Source organism: Asticcacaulis sp. P4_H10, from assembly GCF_056400965.1.
The window spans coordinates 1-18,794 of record NZ_JBFUKH010000007.1 but is presented as its reverse complement, the minus strand read 5'-3'; the positions used below and the strand labels follow the sequence as shown (position 1 = coordinate 18,794).

Here is an 18,794-nt window from a genome sequence, read left to right as displayed (position 1 = left end):
GAGCAAGGCTTAATTTTTCGTCCGGGGCAAATTTCCTGTGTCAGTCCACACTGCCGGTATCTGCGACGGTCCGATAAAGGGTGACCAGGCTCGACGCCTTCGCTAGGCGCAGATTGACCAGGCCTTGCTGTGATCCGTAAAGCGTGCGCTGGGCGTCGAGCAGAATGAGGTAGCTGTCGGCGCCGTTCTGATAGCGCGCCTGGCTCAAAGCCAGGCTGCGCTGGGCGGCGTCTGTGGCCGCCAGCCGCGCCGACAGGCGCTCGTCGATGCGGGCACGGACCGCCAGGGCCTGGGAGACATCCGAAAAAGCCGACTGGATCGCCTTTTCGTATTGCGCGAGGGCGATGTCGCGATTGACCTTGACGCTTTTCAAGCCCGCCAGATTGGCGCCGCCATTGAAGATCGGGAGGTTCAGGCGCAGGCCGTAGGAGTAGCTGTTGGTGCCGTCGGAAAAGAGATCGCCCAGTGCGTCGCTGGCCGAACCCGCCGAGCCTGTCAGCGATATGCTGGGGAACAAGGCGGCACGCGCCGCGCCGATATTGGCGTTGGCGGCCTTGAGGTCATGTTCGGTCGCCAGCACGTCGGGACGGTTGAGCAGGACATCCGACGGGATGCCGACCGGCAGGGCGGCAGCGACTGCGTTGTCACTGAAGGCCACAGGCAACAGGCTGGCGGGCAGGGATGCGCCGGTCAGCAAGGTGAGGGCCGCCTTGTCCCGGTCGATCTGGGTCTCGATATTGGCGATGTCCTCACGCGCCTCTTCGTACTGGACACGTGCCTGATTGAGCTCAAGGTCGCCAATGGCGCCGAGGCGCGCCCGGCCCTGCGCTATGTCGTAGGCATCCTTGCGCGATACAACGGTCTGGCGGGTGATGGCCAGCAGGTCCTGATCGGCGGCGAGGGTCAGCCAGGCGTCGGCTGTATCGGCGATCAGTGAGATCGCCACCGCCTTGCGGGTCTCCTGCGTTGCCAGAAAATCTTCACGGGCGGCGCGGTTCAGCGAGCGGATGCGGCCGAACAGGTCGAGTTCCCAATCGAGATTGAGATCGGCCGAATAATTCTCGCTGTCGCCCGAAGCATCACTGTGCAAACGCGTTCCTCCGGCCGAAGCGTCGAGTGCCGGCAGCCCGTCGGCGCGCTGGATGCGGTAGAGGGCGCGGGCGCGTTCGATGTTTAACGCCGCAACGCGCAGATCGCGATTATTGTCGAGCGCCAACTGGATCGTGCCCTGCAGGGCGGGGTCGGTGAACAGGTCGTGCCATTTTAGGCTGCCGGTGGCGGGCGTGGGGGCCGTTACGGGCCACTGGGCAGCGACCGGCAGGTCCGGCCGGTCATAGGCGGGTGTCATGGCGCAGGCCGACAAGGCTGTAGCGAGAACGGCCAGGGAAACAACTGTCCTTGTCATACCTTTGCTCCCTTTTTGGCATCGACATCCTGGGGCAAATTATCGTGTTTGAACACGCGCTGGACCAGGACGAAGAAGAGCGGTACGAAAAAGATGGCCAGGAAGGTCGCTGCCAGGACACCGCCGATCAGCCCGGTACCGATGGCGCGTTGCGCGCCCGAACCTGCCCCGGCCGACAGCGCCATGGGCAGCACGCCGAAAACGAAGGCGAACGAAGTCATCAGAATTGGACGCAGGCGGATGCGCGCGGCTTCAAGCGTCGCATCGAGCAGGGTCATGCCGCGTTCCTGATGCAGCAGGCGGGCATATTCAACGATCAGGATGGCGTTTTTCGACGACAGTCCGATCGTGGTCAGAAGGCCAACCTGGAAGAAGATGTCGTTGTCGAGCCCGCGCGCCCAGGTGGCCAGCAGCGCGCCTAAGACGCTCAGCGGAATGACCAGAATGACCGCGAAAGGAATGGTCCAGCTTTCGTAGAGCGCCGCCAGCAGGAGGAAGACGACCAGGATCGAAAGGGCATAGAGGGCAGGCGCCTGGGCGCCCGATTCGCGTTCCTGCAATGAGATACCGGTCCATTCGATCGCGGTGCCCTGGGGCAGGTCGCGGGCCAACCCTTCGACGGCGTTCATAGCATCGCCCGAAGACACGCCATCGGCCGGCATGCCCTGGACGCCTGTCGAGGGTGAGCCCTGATAACGTTCCAGCGACGGCGTGCCGGTCGTCCAGCGCGACGACCCGAACGACGCGAAAGGCACCATCTGACTGTCACGATTGCGGACGTACCAGCGGCTCAGATCATCGGGCCGCATGCGAAAGGGCGCGTCGGCCTGGACATAGACGCGCTTGACGCGGCCGCGATCGATGAAGTCATTGACATAGGAGCCACCCCAGGCAGCGCTGAGCATGGCATTGATGTCGGAAACATTGACGCCCATGGCGCCAGCGGCAGTCTTGTCGATATCGACCTTCAGCTGCGGAGTCACGTCCTGGCCGCCGGAGCGCACCGACCCGACACGCGGGTCTTCTTCGGCGCGCTTGATGAAGTCATTGCGCGCCTGCAGGAGGGCTGCCGGGCCGACGCCGCCGACGTCCTTGATGACAAATGAGAAGCCGGACGCGTCGCCGAGCGAGCGGACGACAGGCGGCTGGGTCGGAATGATCCGGGCGCCGCCATATTCCGGCTTGGCAAACTCCTTGCGCGCGCGTTCGATGACGGCCGGCACACGCATGTCCTCTCCCTCCCGTTCTTCGAACGGTTTCATGCGGATGGTAACCTGGCCCTGGTTCTGCGAGCCGCCGGTTCGGGAGAAGATATAGCGTGCGGTCGGGTCGGTCTCGAGATAGGCACTGACCTTGTCGACAAGCTTGCGCGTCACCTGGGTCGGCGTCCCGGGCGGCAGTTGGATAATGGTTTGGACGATGCCCTGGTCTTCCTCGGGCAGGAAAGAGGTCGGCAGGATACGGAACATCATGCCGCAGGCGACGATGACCGCGCCATAAATGACCAGATAGCGGAACGGCTTGGCGATCATGGCGCCGATGCCGCCGCGATAGCGGTTGGCGGCCACTTCAAAGCTCTTGTTGAAGCCGCCGAAGAAGCGGTCGAACAGATTCTTGCGCCTTGCCTTCTTTTCGTGGTCGATCGGCCTGAGCAGGGTCGCGCACAGGGGCGGGGTCAGGACCAGGGCGACCACGACAGACAGCGCCATGGCCGAGACGATGGTGATCGAGAACTGGCGATAGATGATGCCTTGGGTGCCGCCGAAGAAGGCCATCGGCACGAACATGGCCGCCAGCACCAGGCCAATGCCGACTAAGGCGCCGGTGATCTCGTCCATCGACTTGCGCGTCGCCTCCTTGGGCGACAGGCCTTCCTCGTGCATGACGCGTTCGACGTTTTCGACGACGACAATGGCGTCGTCGACCAGCAGGCCGATGGCCAGGACCAGGCCGAACATGGTCAGAAGATTGATCGAGAAGCCGAAAGCCGCGAGAATCCCCATGGTCCCCAAAAGTACGACGGGTACGGCGATGGTCGGGATCAGGGTCGCCCGCCAGCTTTGCAGGAAGAGGTACATGACCACGAAAACAAGCAGGATGGCTTCGACCAGGGTCTTGATGACCTCCTTGATCGACAGCTTGATGAAATCGGTCGAGTCATTGGGGATGGCGTATGCGATGTTCGACGGGAAGCTTTCGGCCAGCTCCTCCATCTTGGCCTTGGCCAGTTCGGCCGTCTTGAGCGCATTGGCGCCGGTCGCCAGGCTTATGGCGATGCCGGTTGCCGGCTTGCCGTTGATCCGGCTGAAGGATTCGTAGTTCTGCTGGCCCAGTTCGACGCGCGCCACATCGCGTAAGTAAACCGTGGCGCCCGTGGCGTCGCTCTTGAGGATGATGTTGGCGAATTCCTGGGGCGAGGTCAGGCGCGACTGCGAGGTGATGGTGGCGTTGAGCGCGACGTCGTCCGTCGCCGGCTGGGCCGCAAGCTGGCCGGCCGAGACCTGGGCGTTCTGGGCGCGGATGGCCGTGACCACATCAGCCGGCGTCAGGTTGAAGCCGGCCAGTTTGCCGGGATCAAGCCATATGCGCATGGCGTAGCCCGAGCCGAAGACATTGGTTTCGCCGACGCCATCGACGCGGCCCAGTGTGTCCTGGATGTTTGACACCAGATAGTCGCCGAGGTCGGCATTGGTCAGCGAGCCGTCGGTCGAATAGAGCGAGAACACCATCAGCATGTTGTTCGACGCCTTGTTGACGCGTACGCCCTGGGCCTGCACGTCCTGCGGCAGTCGGTTGATAACCGACTGGATCTGGTTCTGGACCTGGACCTGGGCGACGTCGATATCTGTGCCGGCTTCGAAGACGAGCGTGACATTGGCGCCGCCATTATCGGATGACGTAGAGGTCATGTACTTCAGGCGGTCGAGCCCGATCATGCCCTGTTCGATGATCTGGGTGACGCTGTCCTCGACTGTCTTGGCCGAAGCGCCCGGATAGCTGGCATTGACGCGTACCTGGGGCAGGGCGATGTCGGGATACTGTTCAACCGGAAGACGGGTGATGCTGAGGGCGCCGGCCAGCATGATAACGATGGCGATGACCCAGGCGAAGATCGGCCGGTCGATGAAGAAACGCGATAACATGGGCTATTGCTCCGCGGCGACGGCCGGGGTAACGGCGCGGGGCTTGATCGGCCCCTTGTCCTTTACATTAGCGGCGCCTTCGACGATGACCTTGTCGCCGGGCTTCAGGCCGGAAATGATGCGCCATTCCTTGCCGATCATTTCGCCCAGCTGGACATCACGTTTTTGCGCCTTGTTGTCGGGACCGGCCAGCATGACGCTGGCGCCGCCCTTCGGATCAAGAATGACGGCCGGCTGGGGCACCAGTATGCCGTCGGACACCCTGCCCTTGATGATGCGGGCGCGGACGAACATGCCAGGCAGCAGCAAGCCATCGGGATTATCGAACACGGCACGCAGGGTCACCGAGCCGGTGGCCGGATCGACGCTGACGTCGGAAAACTGGACGCGGCCCTTGACCGCATAGGCCGAGCCGTCATCGAGCGTCAGGGTGACGTCAGCATGGTCTACGGCACCGACCGAGCCGGCCGCGACATCGCGCTTCAGCCTGACCATGTCGGACGAAGACTGGGTAATATCGACATAGACCTTCGACAGGTCCTGGATGGTCGCCAAGGGCGTCGCCTGATTAGCGGTGACCAGTGCGCCAGGCGTTACCGTTGAGCGGCCGATACGGCCCGATATAGGGGCCGCGACGTGGGTATAGTCGAGCGCAATCTTTGCCTGCTGGACGGCGGCCTTTTGCGCCGCCAGTAGCGCGGAGGCCTGTTTGGACGCCGCGCGGGCATCGTCGAAGTCCTGCTGGCTGATGGCCTTGATGGTGATGAGCTGTTGGGCGCGGCTATAACGCAATTGGGCGGCTTCAGATGCAGCCTGGGCCTGCTGCTCGGCGGCGACTGCGCTGTCGTAATCGGCCTGGTAAGTCGCCGGATCGATCTGGTAGAGCGGCTGCCCGGCGGTGACACTGGCGCCTTCGGTGAACTGGCGCGCCTTGATGATCCCGCCGACCTGAGGGCGCACTTCGGACACCAGCCAGGCCGAGGTTCGTCCCGTCAGTTCCTGCGTCAAATTGACCGGGCGCGCCTGGAGCACCATGACGCCAACGCTGGCCGCGCCACCACGTTGTCCCTGGCCATCTTCGGGTTTCTTGCTGCAGGCGGTGAGCATAACGGAGATCATTATGATCGTTGTCGTCACCACGAAAATCCGATTTAACATCAATGCGCCTCTTGTATACTGACGTATAACGGCTTCATGCCAGATTCCCGGCGCATTAACATGCCAGGTTAGTGCCGTTCATATGCAAATTTCACAGGTTTTTTCGATGCGACGGGTTGTGTTGCATCGAGTGTGAGGGTTTTACCGGCAATCGCGGAAAAATATTCACCGCGATTCAAGAAAGCGATTGCAAGGGTTGTCACACCCGGGCGCGCTCTTCATAGAGCGACGAGGGAGGTATGCATGGTAGCAATCGATGTTTTGAGGCATGTTCAGGCAGGAGGCGGCGAAGCTGGGGTATATGCCGGCGGGATTTGCATTGACCGGCCATGGGGCAGGCTTGATGCAGGAACCGTCGACCTGGCTGCAGGCTGGTACCGGCTTTCCGTCCGGCAGAGCGACGGGCCGGTGAAGTTGAGATTGAGCCAGCCCGACATTGCCTCGCTCATGGAATTGACGGTCGAGTCGGGATGTCCGGTTTATATACGACTGGAAGCCGGGCGGTACGATCTGTGCGTGCAGGCCGGGGCGCGGCCGGGGCGCTATCGTGTAGAGAACCTGTGTCTGGAACCCCTCGGTGTCTTGTCACTGGCCGCCATGCTGGGGGGGCGGCTTTTGTCCGCCGTGCGCTCCGGTCTATCGGTTGGGCGCATCGCTGGACTGGTGCGGCGCGCCCTAGCAGGCAGGGGCAGTTTCGGGGCTCGAGCACCGTCCCAGCGCAGTTCGGTGCTGGAGGCGCCCCACAGCCGGTTCGACTGCCTTCATCATGCCCGTCTTGCTGACGAAACGGGACAGCAACGTCTTGCCAAGCTTGCCCGCCCTCTGTTGTTCCTGATATGTGACAGCGCTGGCGGCACCGTTAGCGCCGACCGTCTTGCCGCGCAAATCTATCCTCACTGGTCGATCCGTCCGGAGGACGACTGGGATTTCCGTTTAATAATCGATGCAGAAGAGCGCCTGACGCGGGATGCCCTGCTGCTGTTTGCTGAATGCATATTGTCGGCCGAGAAGCCTTGCAGGGCCGTGATTGCCGACGTCTGGCGGGGCAATGAAGCGACGGCGAGAATAGCCTGGGATCCGATCCTGTATGCCTCGCATCTTCCTACGCCATGCGCCTTGCGACGGGATGTCGAGGGCCTGTCTTTTGCCCTTGAAGAGGCGCAGCTCGTCGCTGTGCCCGTCGCGTCGGCGCCCATGGTGTCGGGAGAAACCACGCTGCCATTATCTGTGCCGGTACCGGTCGAAGCTGACAGGCCCGGGTGTACCATCATCATCCCGACCCGCGATCGTTCGGACCTTCTTGAAGCGTGCCTCGAAGGACTGTTCGACAATACGGACTGGCCCCATGAAGTCATCGTAATCGACAATGGATCCAGCGAGCCGGAGACCTTTGCCGTGTTCGAGCGATTTGCCGCCAAAGGTTTGAGGATTGTTCGAAACGCCGGGCTGTTCAATTTTTCCGCCCTGTGCAACCAGGGGGTGCGGGAAGTGAACACTCCATATGTTGTATTTCTGAACAATGATATTGTGCTGCAGGACCGGAACTGGTTGGGGAACATGATGCGGCATGCTCAACGGACCAATATCGGCGCAGTTGGGGCCCGGCTACTTTACGACGATCTTACACTTCAGCACGGCGGGGTTGCCATCGGACTGACCGAGGCTTGTGGCCATTTATGGCGCGGTACGCCGTATGACCAGATTGCCGGAAACGAGCGCCTGCTGCACTCTTCCTTGCGGGCTGCCGTTACAGCGGCATGTCTTTGCGTCGCCGTTGACAAGTTCAACGCTGTTGGTGGATTTGACGAGGATGCCTTTCCCGTCACGCTGAATGACGTAGACCTCTGCCTGAAGCTTACACGGCGTGGCTGGTATTCTCTCTACTGCGCGGATGCGCAGGCCTTGCATCTTGAGGGAAAAAGCCGCGGAGAAGACCTGAACGCGGCTAAGCGGTCAAGACGCGAACGTGAGCTGCGGGTTTTTGCCGAACGGTGGCATAGCTTTATAGAGTGTGACCCATGGCTGTCGCCGGCGACAACGCGCGCGGATGAGACGGGGCGGCTGGGGTAAGCGTGACCAGCCGGCGGCAACCGCTTCTGCACCATCGTGACGTCCTGGTTTGACGTCGCGGCGTGGGCAGGTTAGCGGCGGCTACGACCAGTACTTTTCCTTCACGTATTCATACAGTTCTTCGTCGTAGACAATACGTTGCCTGGCCGCATTTCGGAAGGTCGAGGTGTTTATATCGTCTATTAGTTCCTTGTTCTGAGAGACATTTTCAACAGGCGGCCGGCCGATATTCACGCCGAAAATTTCGGATATAGTTTTAGCGCTGGCCTCAATTTTCTCCGCGATGCCCACAAATTCAAAGTGGTCATCGATATTTTTCTTTGCCAGTTCCAGATGTCTTCTGGTGACCGGCTTGTTGTAACGGAAGGCGCCGGACAGCTGCCGGCAAAACACATTGTCCATGTCCGACCGCGAGCATTTTTCCAGCATCTCGTAGGGATCTTTGTATTCGGCGAACTCGGGGTTCAGGCAGTTGAATTTCTGAAACAGGAACTGCGAAAGCAGGTAGTTGGCAGGTTCCCTGACCATGGCCACATATTTGTAGGGGCGAGGGTCGATGCGGTCCCTGTGCATTCCAAATGAATAATGGCCGAATATAACCTCGACCTTGCTGGTCGTTGCCGACGAAAACTCACAGAACTGTTCGTAGCAAGGGTACTGAGGGTGGTCCTCATACACACGGAAAAACGCCTTATCCAATGCCCCCTCCAGCGAACTGGCGATGCTGGTTCCTGCACATTTGGGCACGTGAAGGAAGTAGTAAAGGAGCTGCTCCGTCGTGTCGCCCTGCCATACCGGGCGTATAACCTTCGAAGAAACGATCCGGCCGTCCACACGAACGGAAAGTGTAACACCCCGGCGATTTAAATTCCTGAACTGGCCCACATCGGCCCAGACCATCCACCCGCGGCAATGGTGCTGGGGATGCGCCTCACTGACGTCCGGCCGCTCTATCCAATGCACATAGTCGAGTTCGATGCCATTTATGCAGATTTCAACAAGCGCATTGGCGTCAGAAGCGTACCAGCCCTCCATCTTCAGTAGATTTGATGAAATCGCACTACTTACAGGTGAATCGATGAACGCCTTAGGTTGGAGTTCCATAGTGTATCCTACACGGGATTAGCGAATAACCGCTGTTTCTGAAACCGGCCATGCCGGCGTTGCGTTGCGGTTATTGCCTACCATATCGGAGTGCCGCCACCGCCTACCTTAGGCTACAGAACTGTAGTAGCCTTTGTAAAGGCATACAAATATAAACACCGGCAACACAAACTTAGAACTGAATGTTTCCATTCAAAAAACCGTTACATCTAAGGTAACCGGTGCACCCGCGGCGGCGACGCGATTGTGAAGTCTTCGTGCTCAAGCGTCAGGTTGGGATTATAGTAGGGATCATTCAGAAGTGCGTCGCTCCAGCGATTCTTCATAAACGCCACTTCGCCGTTGAAGCGCGCCTGCTTTTCTGGTGTTGTTTCCGCCCCACGCGACGCCGACTCGTGATGGAACATTTCCGCATACGGCGTCCAGACGTTGCGATATCCGGCGGACCTTACGCGCAGGCAGAAATCGACGTCATTGAACGCGACGGCCAGGCCCTCGTCCAGCCCGCCAACCTCGTCATAGGTGGACCGCTTTATCATTAGGCAGGCAGCTGTTACCGCGCTGAAGGCCTGATGATGTATCGCCCGCTCGAAATATCCCTTGTTTGACGCACTGACATACTTGTGCGAATGGCCGGCTATTCCCCCGATACCCAGAATGATGCCGCCGTGCTGCAAGGTCTTATCGGGATACCACAGCCTTGCGCCGACGCATCCGACATCCTTTTGCTGTGCGAAGCCGACCATTTCTTCGATCCAGTCGGGTGTTATCACTTCAATGTCGTTATTCATCAGGCAGATGAACTTGCCCGTCGATTTTCTGACGGCAACATTGTTGATACGGGAGTAGTTGAACTCACCCTCATCCCGAACGACTTTTATATTCTTCGCTTTCGATATCTCAGCGAAATATTTTATCGTCTCTTCTTCCTGGCTTCCGTTATCCAGGACGACGATCTCGTAATTGATGTAGGTCGACCGCGTGATGATGGAGTCGATGCACTGCTTTAGCAGCTCGGCCTTGTCACGGGTCGGAATGATGATGCTTACCTTGGCTGCGCGCTTGGGCAACTGATAGCGGATGCGGAAGTGGCCCGACTTGCCGTCGGCGATCGAAACCGTCGCGTTGACCTTTATCCGCTTGAAATGGTCGTTGACCGCGTTAAGGCCGGCAGACACCGTATAGGACTTCTCGCTCGTCGCCAGCGCCGTGCTGCCCTGTATGGCCCGCCAATGGTACAGGATGCGGGGAATATGGACAATATTCTGCGGTTCCGTTTTCTCGATGACTCTGAGCGCAAGGTCGTGATCCTGCGAACCCTCATATCCCTTGCGGAAGCCGCCAACCTTTCTCACCAGCGCAGTGCGATAAACGCCCAGATGGCAGATCATATTCTGCGCCAGGAAGAGTTCGTAGTTGAATGAAGACTTGAAATACGGATCGAACAAGCGTCCGCGCGCGTCCACCTTGTCCTCATCGGAATATATCAGATCGACTTCGGGCGACTTGTTCAGTTGGTCGACAACCCAGAACAGTGCATTCCGGTCCAGAAGATCATCATGATCGAACAGCGCCACGAATTCGCCTGACGCCAGTTCAAGCGCGCTGTTGGAGGCTTCGGATATGTGGCCGTTCTGCTCCCGCAGGCAGAGCTTTACCCGGGAATCGGTATCCTGATAGTGCTTGAGGAGTTGCGTGATTTCGTCACTGCCTGATGCATCATCGGCTATGCACAACTCAAAATTTTCGTAGCTTTGGCCAAGCACGGACTCGATCGCCTCCCGCAGGAAGCGGATTGGCGTCTTGTACACAGGCATGACGACGGAGATCAGGGGCCGATATGGAAATGTTGATCCCATTTCTTCGAAAATGGGTTGTTCCGCCTCACTGTAGGCGCCGTATTTCCGGTGCCATTCCTCGTAAGAAATCTGCCCCTTCTTTTCGCTGGTGCCCTGAACGGTAAGCAGGCGCGCCATGCGCCCTTCAGCCTTGCCAAAAAGACGATAGTGTAGCAGCCCGTCGAAGCCGGCGGCAGCGACGTCCTTGTGTGTTGAGAGATACCATTGATTGTCAAAAAACAGGGCCGACCGACCTTCTTTCAAGCCAAATTCAATGAAGTGCTTGAAAGGATCGACTTCCGCCCGCGCAATATCCGAATAGCGCGTTAGGTAATCATCGGCCCAAAAATAACGCCTTCCATGAAATATGTGAGCAAACTCATGCTCTTTTCTGTTCAGGCTCGGCGTCCGCTCTTGTTTCGAAGCCAAATACGCAGAATATACCCGTGCTTTTAAGAGCGTAAAAAGATTCTTCAAGTTCATTTAATCAGCTCGTAATACTGCATAATAATTACGCCGCCCCTGACGCGTTAGCTAAAATTTTGACGTCCTGTATATTGGACACCTCACCGCAACGAACGCGTAATCCCTGGTCGATTACGCCGTTATAGAGCGGGCACACGAAAAAGCGACCATTATAGGTCTGAATATGACGATTTTCCAGGGCGTGTGCCATTGCGCGCAGATAAACTGCGAACGATCTGAACCAGTAGGTTCCCGCAGACGCGTGGGATGAAATGACGACCTTCTCAGCTGCCCTGGTTACATATCCGGATTCATCGATGTCCAGATAGCTATAGACAGGGTTATCGGACTGGAAGGTAAGAGCGACCCCTCCAAGCGCTTGCTCACGCTCGAAGGCTTGCATGGGATCGAATGTGCAGTCGTAAAGGATATCTGCAAGGTCGACGCAAAAAGGGCGATCATTCGTTGACGAACATGCGACGCCTGCCAGCGCGGACAAGGCTGCGCCGTCGGTGTACTCTGAAATGAATACCTGCCGCGCGTCGGGAAACCAGTCGCGGAGCGGGCCATTGGCAAAGCGCTTCGTATTCGGTGAGTCCCGTAAAATGAACGTTAGTGCGATATTGCCGGTTCCGGAAGCCTGCATCCAGGGCCGTTTATGAAGTGCTGCCAGCAACAAGGGGTTGCCGGCAGTGAGTACTTCAGCCTTTACTCTTGAATCCGATACTTCGAAATCCGGCCCCGCCAGCGGCACAATTACATTCATTTGGCGACTGCCGCCCCATCTGGCTGCTTGAACCGGATAAATGCGTCAAGATCGGCCGGAATTCCCAGGCCGTGCATAGCGTGTTGCGGAATCTCGTAGACGCCGATCCTGGCGCCGTTGGCAATCATGTAGTTGTACACAGGGCATGTGTAGAACTCGTTGTTGACCCGGTCATTGCGCGCAATCATGTCAATGGCGGCGCTGACAAATTCACTGCCCTTGCTGAACAGGTAAATACCCACGGTCGCCAGGTCCGATATTGGCTTTTTCTCTGCGACCTCGGTGACCAGCCCATTTTCGTCGATCTTGGCAAACGACCACTTTGGATCCATCGTCGGATCCTTGAAGACCAGAATGGACCCGTCAAGACCGCGCCTGCGGCAATCGTTGACAAAGGCATCAACCGAGAAATCGACATACTGATCTGAATTGGCGACCAGAAGCGGGGTGTCGTTATCGAAGACAGGCCTGTGCAGCAGCAAGGTGCAAGCGGTGCCTTCGGTCAGGCGATCCGCTGCATGCAGCTGAATGCCACCAGCAACCAGCTTGCCGGCGACACCGGGCTCTGCCTCCATGTGCGCCTTGCGGAAGATCACATGAACCTTCGAATTTTCAGGGGTCACGTTACCGATGACGTGCTGTATCATTGGCACCCCCAGGACATCGATAAACGGCTTGGGCTTCTCATAGCCGGCGGCTTTGAAGCGGCTACCTTCACCGGCAGCTGGAATGACGACGTTTACAGCCTTCGAAGAGCGGACCTGTTGCAACTGCCTTTTGTCCTCGAATTCCTGAATTTTTGCCGGAGAATAGAAGCTGTGAAAGGCGTCGTTGGAAATCCTGACGGCCTGAACTTCCTTACCCTCAAGAATAAGCTCGTTCAATGTCGCTGAGATATAGTACTGACCGTTGGTCGTAGACGAGCCGATAATACATTTCTTCGCCGCCTCTATGAACAGAGATGCCTTCTTGAAATAGTAGACGCCTGCGATCGCGCTGTTGCTGATTACCTGCTTCTCCGCGGCCTGCAATACCGTACCGTCAGCGTCCGTCTTGACATAGGACCACCTCGGGTGAATGCTTTCAAAAGTAATGACGCCGGCGTCAACACATTTAAGTTCCAGATCAGCAATGATCGACTTCAAGGAGGCATCAATAATCTGATCGCCGTTTGCGATGATCAACGGTTCGTCTTCTTCCAAGTCGTCGACGGTCATCAGGCAGGAGCACAAGGCTCCGTTGCACTTTTCCCGCAGGGAAATCACCTTGCATGTCGGTGATAGCAGGCTAAGCGCACTGGCCAATGAATACTTGGCTGTATCTTCCCAGGCGGTAACGAACAGAAACTTCGCGTCTGGCGAAATATCGACCAGATTCTCAAGAACAAGCTGGATCATTGGCTTGCCCGCCACTTCAATCAGCGGCTTGGGGAAATGGTAATCCTCCGGTTTAAAGAACGGAGAGAGGCCGGCGATGGGAACAAGAATTTGCATTGATTACTCGATTCGATCAGCTGTTGGCCTGGGCAATTGCCGCCGTGATTCTTTCGTAAGTTACATCGAACGGAGTGCCCACAACAAGGACGTGGGCCCCGCTCGCCCGGGCGGCCTGAATGCCGTGGTCGTTGTCTTCGAGTATCACGGCTTCCTCCGGCTGGATGCCAAAATGGGCCATCGCCTTTTGATAGATTTCGGGATCCGGCTTTGGCTTTTCCACGTCTTCGTTTGAAAGAATAAGATCGATATTCTCGCGGAGCTGTGACAAATCCATCATCAGCTCTATGGTCTTGCGGATGGAATTCGAGCAAACCGCGACTTTCAGACCGTCAGCCTGCAACTTGGCCAAAGCCTTCCTGTGATTGAATACCGGCCGGCAACGGGCATAGGTGAGTTCGATCGTGTGGATTTGCTTCAAATTATTCATAAATGTATGTAATTTGACAGGTAATCCGCGGCTTTTCGTCAGGATTTGAAGCTTCGTCTTCGTCGGCAGGCCGTCGTAGGTCGAAAGATGCGTGTCGCGATCTATCGCCATACCGAAATTATCCAGCGCCATATTCAGAGCTTCGTAGTGCCAGTCTTTTGCGTCGATCAGGACCCCGTCCATATCGAAGAGTACAGCTTTTATCATTCTTAGTGCTCCAAGACTGCCTGGAAAAACTCTTGCGCGGCATCGGGAAAATCAGTGCAGAGGCCGACACCTTTAGCTCGAGTCGGATTTGATTCAAGGATTTTAAACCAGTCATTCCAGGCGTCCAGATGCGGCTTGCCGTGCAGTTCCGGGGATACGATGGCAATTTCCTTTCCCGTTTGAAGGGCATCTGTGACGAGCCGGGAGGGGACATAAGGCTCAAGGAAGGCGTCCAGCCAAAATCCGGCAGCGCTCTCGTCGAGGCTTGAGCCCAGTTCGTACTCGCTGCGTCGTGTGTATAGTGTCAACCCGCTCCTCAGATAGTGCAGGCTGTCCGGAACAGACATGTCGAATACGAAATAGCTGCTTATTTCGTGCGCCTCCAAGGCGTCCTTGATCAGTCGTTGCAGGCCGTCGGCCTTGACATTGAGCGCAAGTTTTCCTGTAGCGCCGAGGTCCCGGTATTTCTGAAGAAAATCGTCGAGTGTCTGATTCTGCGAAGTGGGGGGGTCATGGCTGATTACCGCGACACCGTTGTAATCGCGTATGTCCGTCTCGATTCCGTAGCCGGCTTCCAGTGCCCGACTAAAGGCAAGCTTTGTGTTTTTTTCATCTGGTGCGTGCCACCAGCCGCGATGCGCGATTATTTCCATGTTCCAGTACCTATATACCCAATGCAATCTTGATTGCGGCTTTGACGGACGGGGGAGCGCTTTCGAAATCGGCTAACAGTTCTTGGCGCAGATCTGCCACCGACCAGCGTCCGCGGAAAATCTCGAAACCGACTTCGCCAGACGGAACGCGTACCACTCTGGATCCGTGCTCGAATAGGATCGTGTCCAGGAATTCGTGTGCCGCGAAACGTTTGATGTAGGTCTGGTCGATTGTATCGCCTTTTGCCGCCGCCATCTGCATCAGCCGCTCGGCATCCAGTATCCGGTCCAACGCCGTACGGTCCGCAACCATGAATCTGTCGCCAAGACCTTCGATGTAATTCGCATGCGGATCATGGTCCGCAAAGACGCAATTGCTTCCCATCCTGGCCACGCTTTCAACAAGGGCAACAAGCGAGCCGTGGTGGAATTTGAGGTCCGACCTCAGAAGAATGGCGTGTGAAACAGGAATACCCTTCGATTTTTCAGCTTCGACGAGCAGATTCTGCAGACCGGCGATACGGTTCCACATCCTGGCCTGGTTGACAAAGTGAGGGTCGTTGTTACAGCGGGCAGCAACGAACTGTCCTTTTTCCTCCATGAATTTGCGATCCGTAGAGATGTCGGCGGCGATATTATCGCCCCAGATCGCGGATATGGAGGCCGCCGTTACCTGATCTCCCGACAATTGCGAATCCAGGATACGATCGACCGTACGCGGCAGTATCTGGCGTGCACCTTTGACGGCAACTGGCGCAATGTCGTTGACCGCGGAGGCAATCTCTCCCGGAAGGAGGTCAAGAACGAAGACGATCGGATCGTCGGTGGCGACCATTCTGTGGCCAACCTTGTCCCAGGTGCTGATGCCAAATGACACCGGGCAGTCACTAGGCCGGTCCGCCGGATGGTTAAGATAGGTGTTCAATGTCGGCAGCACGGCGTTCGGGAAGCGCAGTTGGCCGAATATGCCGACGAAAAGGTGGGAGACGCCCTCTCCGGAATGGGTATTTTTTACCGTCGGGGGGAGTGTCTTGTGAGCCTTTGCGAGTGTGGGCTGGTATGTGGCCTGGGCAAATCTGCCGATGACCTCGGGTCTCTGCAGGTGAACGCGCGGGCCTTCCCACTCCGGTGCCTTTCCGGTAGCAATGGCTTCCGAGCATTCCATCGCGCGCTGCGTCCAGAGCTCCGATGGCACCAGTTCGTCCAGTTTGACAATGCTCTTGACAAAGCCCGGATGCTGCCGGATTGCCTCGATATTATAGAGCCGCTCGGCCAGTGCATTCGCCTGCTCGTGAAACCTTATCGATACAAGCATCCTGAGCGCGACGACAAGATTTTCCGGAGTTGTGCACTCGGAAAGGATTTCGATTGCCCGCGCTATGACTTCAAGCGGCTGGCGTTCGCTGGCAGGCCCAATAAAGGCGATATTACGCAATTGCCAGTCAAACTCGGTCGGAGACAAATCCTTTAGTCGTTGGACTACCGACGCGGCAGCAAGGTTGCGTGACTGGTCGGCCAGTCCGGGGATGTCGCACTGATCAGCCATCGCGCCTATGACGGTCGCCGCAGTGTCTATAATCCTGGCAATCAGGGTTTTCCGGAGCGCCACGAATGACGGCACATCGGAAATGTCTGCGAAACGCGCATTGCGCAGATGTTCCGCCGCAAGGACTACATTTCGCTCATTGCTGTATCCGTTAGCAAGAAGAAGCTGAATGCGCCCGTTCTCCCTGATATGGGCGGGTATGTCTTTGGCGAGATGGTTAAAGCCATCAGCGGAGGGTCTGACTACGGTCAGTATAACCAGCAATTCCACACAGATGTCATGGGACTTGTACGTACGCCACAGGGCCAATAACGTATCCAGAGCCTTTGGAGCGTTTCCCTTGTCCCGTACCTGGACGATTGCGTTCAGCGCAATCCTGATCAGTGCGGAAGCTTCCGGTGCGGGCATGTCAGGAAGGGACTGTTCAAGACACTCTACAACTTTTCCAAGGTTCAGGTCATTGGCCGCATCGGTCACCCGTTGCTTTGTCTTACTGAAGTCGTAAGTGCGAACGTTACTCATATTCATTTCCTGAAACATATGCGTCGTATGGCTGCGGTGAAGGGGGCTTCAAACCGAGCCGGCATTCATAGAACAAACCAAGCGGGCCAAGCAGATGGTACGGCCCCAGACGCGGGATTAGGCGATATTCTGGGTCAGCTTTGTCTGGTTTTGGAAGTCCCATTCATCCGTCCTGCCGAAGTACCGCTGTTGGCCGCCATCAAGCACCAGAAGCTTGTTACAGACATCCCGAATCAACTGCTGATTGTGGCTGGCCAAAACGATCACGCGCGATCTCTGCAGGATATCGTTTAGTCGATCAACTGCCTTTTGGAAGAAGGAGGCGTCTCCAGCGCCGATCCATTCATCCATGAGCAGTATGTCGGGCTCAAGGCTGGTGGCTACGGCAAAAACCAGGCGGGTCGTCATGCCGGCAGAGTAGGTTTTGATGGGAAGATCGATGAACTGGCCGAGTTCCGAAAACTCGATGATCCCTGGAATTTTCTGATGGATTTGCTTGAGCGTAAACCCGCGCATCCGCCCCATAGTGATGAGGTTTTCGCGACCGGTCAGTTCAAAATCCAGACCCAGGTTGATGTCGATCATGGACGAGATGCGGCCGGCGATGTGAACCCTGCCTCGGTCAGGCTCATAAACGCCTGCCAGAACCTTGAGCAGCGTCGACTTGCCCGCGCCGTTGTGCCCTATAATGCCCAGCCGGTCGCCCTCGTTGAGGGTAAAGGAAATACGGTCGAGGGCCTTAACATGCACAAAGTCATGCCCGTCACGGAGCAACTTGCCGCCCACCGCTATATTTGCAATCGCATTTCTGAGAGACTGCGCCTTCGTCGAATATATTGGGTAGCTCAGTTCAACATGCTGTAGTTCAACGATAGTAGACATTATTTATACCCAGAAAGGAATGCGACGGCGGAAGCCGGTGAACACTAAAGCCCAAATCACTACACCTGCAGCAGTGTAAGCTAATGCAATGCTCCATGCTGTTGAGCTCGCCATTTGCCCCATCAGCGGCATTCTGACAATCTGGATGACCTGATATATTGGGTTAAGATTGACGATAAACAGAATATTCGGGGGAAGATTTTCGGCACGCCAGAAGATGGGAGTGAGCATCGAGAAAAGCTGGCCAAGGTAAGGCAGCATAATGCGCATGTCGCGAAAGCGAGCGGCAAGCATACCCGCGAGCATCCCCCAGGTAAACATGAAGATCAATGCTATAATCAGGCCGAACACCAAAGACCAATTTGGAATGGCGATCGTCCCGATAATGACCATTAATATCCAGAAGACGACGACGTTGTGCAGGAACAGAAAAAAAGATTTGCACACAGTGTGGAAAGCATAAAACGTGAACGGGTAGGCGTGATTTTTTATGATGCCGCCGGATGTCATAAACATCTCTGCACCATCATAGAATACGTACCCTACCATGCCAAAAACAAGAATGCCGGCCATGGTGTAGGGCAGGGCTTCTTGCAAGCTTTGGCCGAAAAGGGCCCCGAAAATAACGGCAATCGATATGGACGTGACCACCATCCCGCCCGACACCCAAAGCGACCCCAGAACCGTGCGTTTATACTTCGCTGTGATATCGTGATATGCTTGGTAGACCCAAACATAATACAGCTTAATTCCCGCGACTAGGTCGCGAAGTGATCGTTCAAACATGTTGTAATTTACTTTTCATTGCTCGTGGTTTTCACAATCATGCCGTGCCAAAGCATAGAGCTTTTAGCAGATATTGGCCGTATTCGCTTTTGCCGAGGGCTTTTGCGAGGACTTCGAGCTGGGCATTGTCGATGAAGTCCTGACGCCAGGCGATTTCCTCGGGGCAGCAGATTTTCATGCCCTGGCGTTTTTCGAGGACGCGAACGAACTCGGCAGCATCAAGCAGGCTGTCGGGCGTGCCGGTATCGAGCCAGGCATAGCCGCGGCCGATGGGCTGGACGGAGAGCTGGCCGCGCTCGAGATAGACGCGATTGACGTCGGTGATC

The 18,794-nt window shown here is 56.9% G+C and carries 14 protein-coding genes; 1 reads left to right on the top strand and 13 read right to left on the bottom strand.

Annotated features, from left to right (window positions below; all coding sequences use genetic code 11):
* Positions 1-40 precede the first annotated feature (40 nt).
* The 3 genes from AC1DON_RS13585 to AC1DON_RS13575 are packed head-to-tail and all read right to left on the bottom strand — an operon-like array spanning position 41 to position 5,706.
* Positions 41-1,405, bottom strand: a complete 1,365-nt coding sequence (locus AC1DON_RS13585; protein WP_476935346.1) for an efflux transporter outer membrane subunit — start codon at positions 1,403-1,405, stop codon at positions 41-43.
* Positions 1,402-4,548, bottom strand: coding sequence for an efflux RND transporter permease subunit (locus AC1DON_RS13580; protein WP_476935345.1), 3,147 nt, complete (start codon positions 4,546-4,548; stop codon positions 1,402-1,404). The genes AC1DON_RS13585 and AC1DON_RS13580 overlap by 4 nt, the downstream gene beginning before the upstream one ends.
* Positions 4,549-4,551: 3 nt before the next feature.
* The gene (locus AC1DON_RS13575) at positions 4,552-5,706 is read right to left on the bottom strand and encodes an efflux RND transporter periplasmic adaptor subunit (protein WP_476935344.1); all 1,155 of its coding nucleotides are present in this window, start codon (positions 5,704-5,706) and stop codon (positions 4,552-4,554) included.
* Between the two features lie 243 nt (positions 5,707-5,949).
* On the opposite strand from AC1DON_RS13575, the gene AC1DON_RS13570 reads away from it, so the two are divergent.
* Positions 5,950-7,776: a glycosyltransferase family 2 protein gene (locus AC1DON_RS13570; RefSeq protein WP_476935343.1), complete on the top strand. Its 1,827-nt coding sequence runs from the start codon at positions 5,950-5,952 to the stop codon at positions 7,774-7,776.
* 81 nt (positions 7,777-7,857) lie between these two features.
* On the opposite strand, the gene AC1DON_RS13565 is transcribed toward AC1DON_RS13570, so the two are convergent.
* The 10 genes from AC1DON_RS13565 to AC1DON_RS13520 form a co-directional block, all read right to left on the bottom strand.
* Positions 7,858-8,880 carry a sulfotransferase family 2 domain-containing protein gene (locus AC1DON_RS13565; RefSeq protein ID WP_476935342.1) on the bottom strand — a complete coding sequence of 341 codons (1,023 nt, stop codon included), beginning with the start codon at positions 8,878-8,880 and terminating at the stop codon, positions 7,858-7,860.
* A 209-nt stretch (positions 8,881-9,089) separates the two neighbouring features.
* Positions 9,090-11,201, bottom strand: coding sequence for a glycosyltransferase family 2 protein (locus AC1DON_RS13560; protein WP_476935341.1), 2,112 nt, complete (start codon positions 11,199-11,201; stop codon positions 9,090-9,092).
* A 28-nt stretch (positions 11,202-11,229) separates the two neighbouring features.
* Complete coding sequence (locus AC1DON_RS13555; protein ID WP_476935340.1) at positions 11,230-11,949, bottom strand: glycosyltransferase family protein; 720 nt, start codon at positions 11,947-11,949, stop codon at positions 11,230-11,232.
* Complete coding sequence (locus tag AC1DON_RS13550; protein WP_476935339.1) at positions 11,946-13,442, bottom strand: glycosyltransferase family 2 protein; 1,497 nt, start codon at positions 13,440-13,442, stop codon at positions 11,946-11,948. The genes AC1DON_RS13555 and AC1DON_RS13550 overlap by 4 nt, the downstream gene beginning before the upstream one ends.
* A 16-nt stretch (positions 13,443-13,458) precedes the next feature.
* On the bottom strand, positions 13,459-14,079 hold the full coding sequence (locus AC1DON_RS13545) for an HAD family hydrolase (protein WP_476935338.1): 621 nt from the start codon (positions 14,077-14,079) through the stop codon (positions 13,459-13,461).
* A gap of 2 nt (positions 14,080-14,081) precedes the next feature.
* Positions 14,082-14,732 carry a PI-PLC domain-containing protein gene (locus tag AC1DON_RS13540; protein ID WP_476935337.1) on the bottom strand — a complete coding sequence of 217 codons (651 nt, stop codon included), beginning with the start codon at positions 14,730-14,732 and terminating at the stop codon, positions 14,082-14,084.
* Positions 14,733-14,742: 10 nt separating this feature from the next.
* Positions 14,743-16,800, bottom strand: coding sequence for a hypothetical protein (locus AC1DON_RS13535; protein WP_476935336.1), 2,058 nt, complete (start codon positions 16,798-16,800; stop codon positions 14,743-14,745).
* Between the two features lie 117 nt (positions 16,801-16,917).
* Positions 16,918-17,682, bottom strand: a complete 765-nt coding sequence (locus AC1DON_RS13530) for an ABC transporter ATP-binding protein (protein ID WP_476935335.1) — start codon at positions 17,680-17,682, stop codon at positions 16,918-16,920.
* Between the two features lie 3 nt (positions 17,683-17,685).
* The gene (locus tag AC1DON_RS13525; protein WP_476935334.1) at positions 17,686-18,468 is read right to left on the bottom strand and encodes an ABC transporter permease; all 783 of its coding nucleotides are present in this window, start codon (positions 18,466-18,468) and stop codon (positions 17,686-17,688) included.
* A gap of 37 nt (positions 18,469-18,505) precedes the next feature.
* The coding region (locus AC1DON_RS13520; RefSeq protein WP_476935333.1) for a sugar phosphate nucleotidyltransferase at positions 18,506-18,794 on the bottom strand (289 nt) is incomplete at its 5' end.

Coding starts and splice junctions, on each gene's coding strand:
- AC1DON_RS13535 (WP_476935336.1), bottom strand. CDS start 16,800: ATGAGTAACGTTCGCACTTACGACTTCAGTAAGACAAAGCAACGGGTG.
- AC1DON_RS13540 (WP_476935337.1), bottom strand. CDS start 14,732: ATGGAAATAATCGCGCATCGCGGCTGGTGGCACGCACCAGATGAAAAA.
- AC1DON_RS13545 (WP_476935338.1), bottom strand. CDS start 14,079: ATGATAAAAGCTGTACTCTTCGATATGGACGGGGTCCTGATCGACGCA.
- AC1DON_RS13530 (WP_476935335.1), bottom strand. CDS start 17,682: ATGTCTACTATCGTTGAACTACAGCATGTTGAACTGAGCTACCCAATA.
- AC1DON_RS13555 (WP_476935340.1), bottom strand. CDS start 11,949: ATGAATGTAATTGTGCCGCTGGCGGGGCCGGATTTCGAAGTATCGGAT.
- AC1DON_RS13585 (WP_476935346.1), bottom strand. CDS start 1,405: ATGACAAGGACAGTTGTTTCCCTGGCCGTTCTCGCTACAGCCTTGTCG.
- AC1DON_RS13565 (WP_476935342.1), bottom strand. CDS start 8,880: ATGGAACTCCAACCTAAGGCGTTCATCGATTCACCTGTAAGTAGTGCG.
- AC1DON_RS13560 (WP_476935341.1), bottom strand. CDS start 11,201: ATGAACTTGAAGAATCTTTTTACGCTCTTAAAAGCACGGGTATATTCT.
- AC1DON_RS13575 (WP_476935344.1), bottom strand. CDS start 5,706: ATGTTAAATCGGATTTTCGTGGTGACGACAACGATCATAATGATCTCC.
- AC1DON_RS13550 (WP_476935339.1), bottom strand. CDS start 13,442: ATGCAAATTCTTGTTCCCATCGCCGGCCTCTCTCCGTTCTTTAAACCG.
- AC1DON_RS13570 (WP_476935343.1), top strand. CDS start 5,950: ATGGTAGCAATCGATGTTTTGAGGCATGTTCAGGCAGGAGGCGGCGAA.
- AC1DON_RS13525 (WP_476935334.1), bottom strand. CDS start 18,468: ATGTTTGAACGATCACTTCGCGACCTAGTCGCGGGAATTAAGCTGTAT.
- AC1DON_RS13580 (WP_476935345.1), bottom strand. CDS start 4,548: ATGTTATCGCGTTTCTTCATCGACCGGCCGATCTTCGCCTGGGTCATC.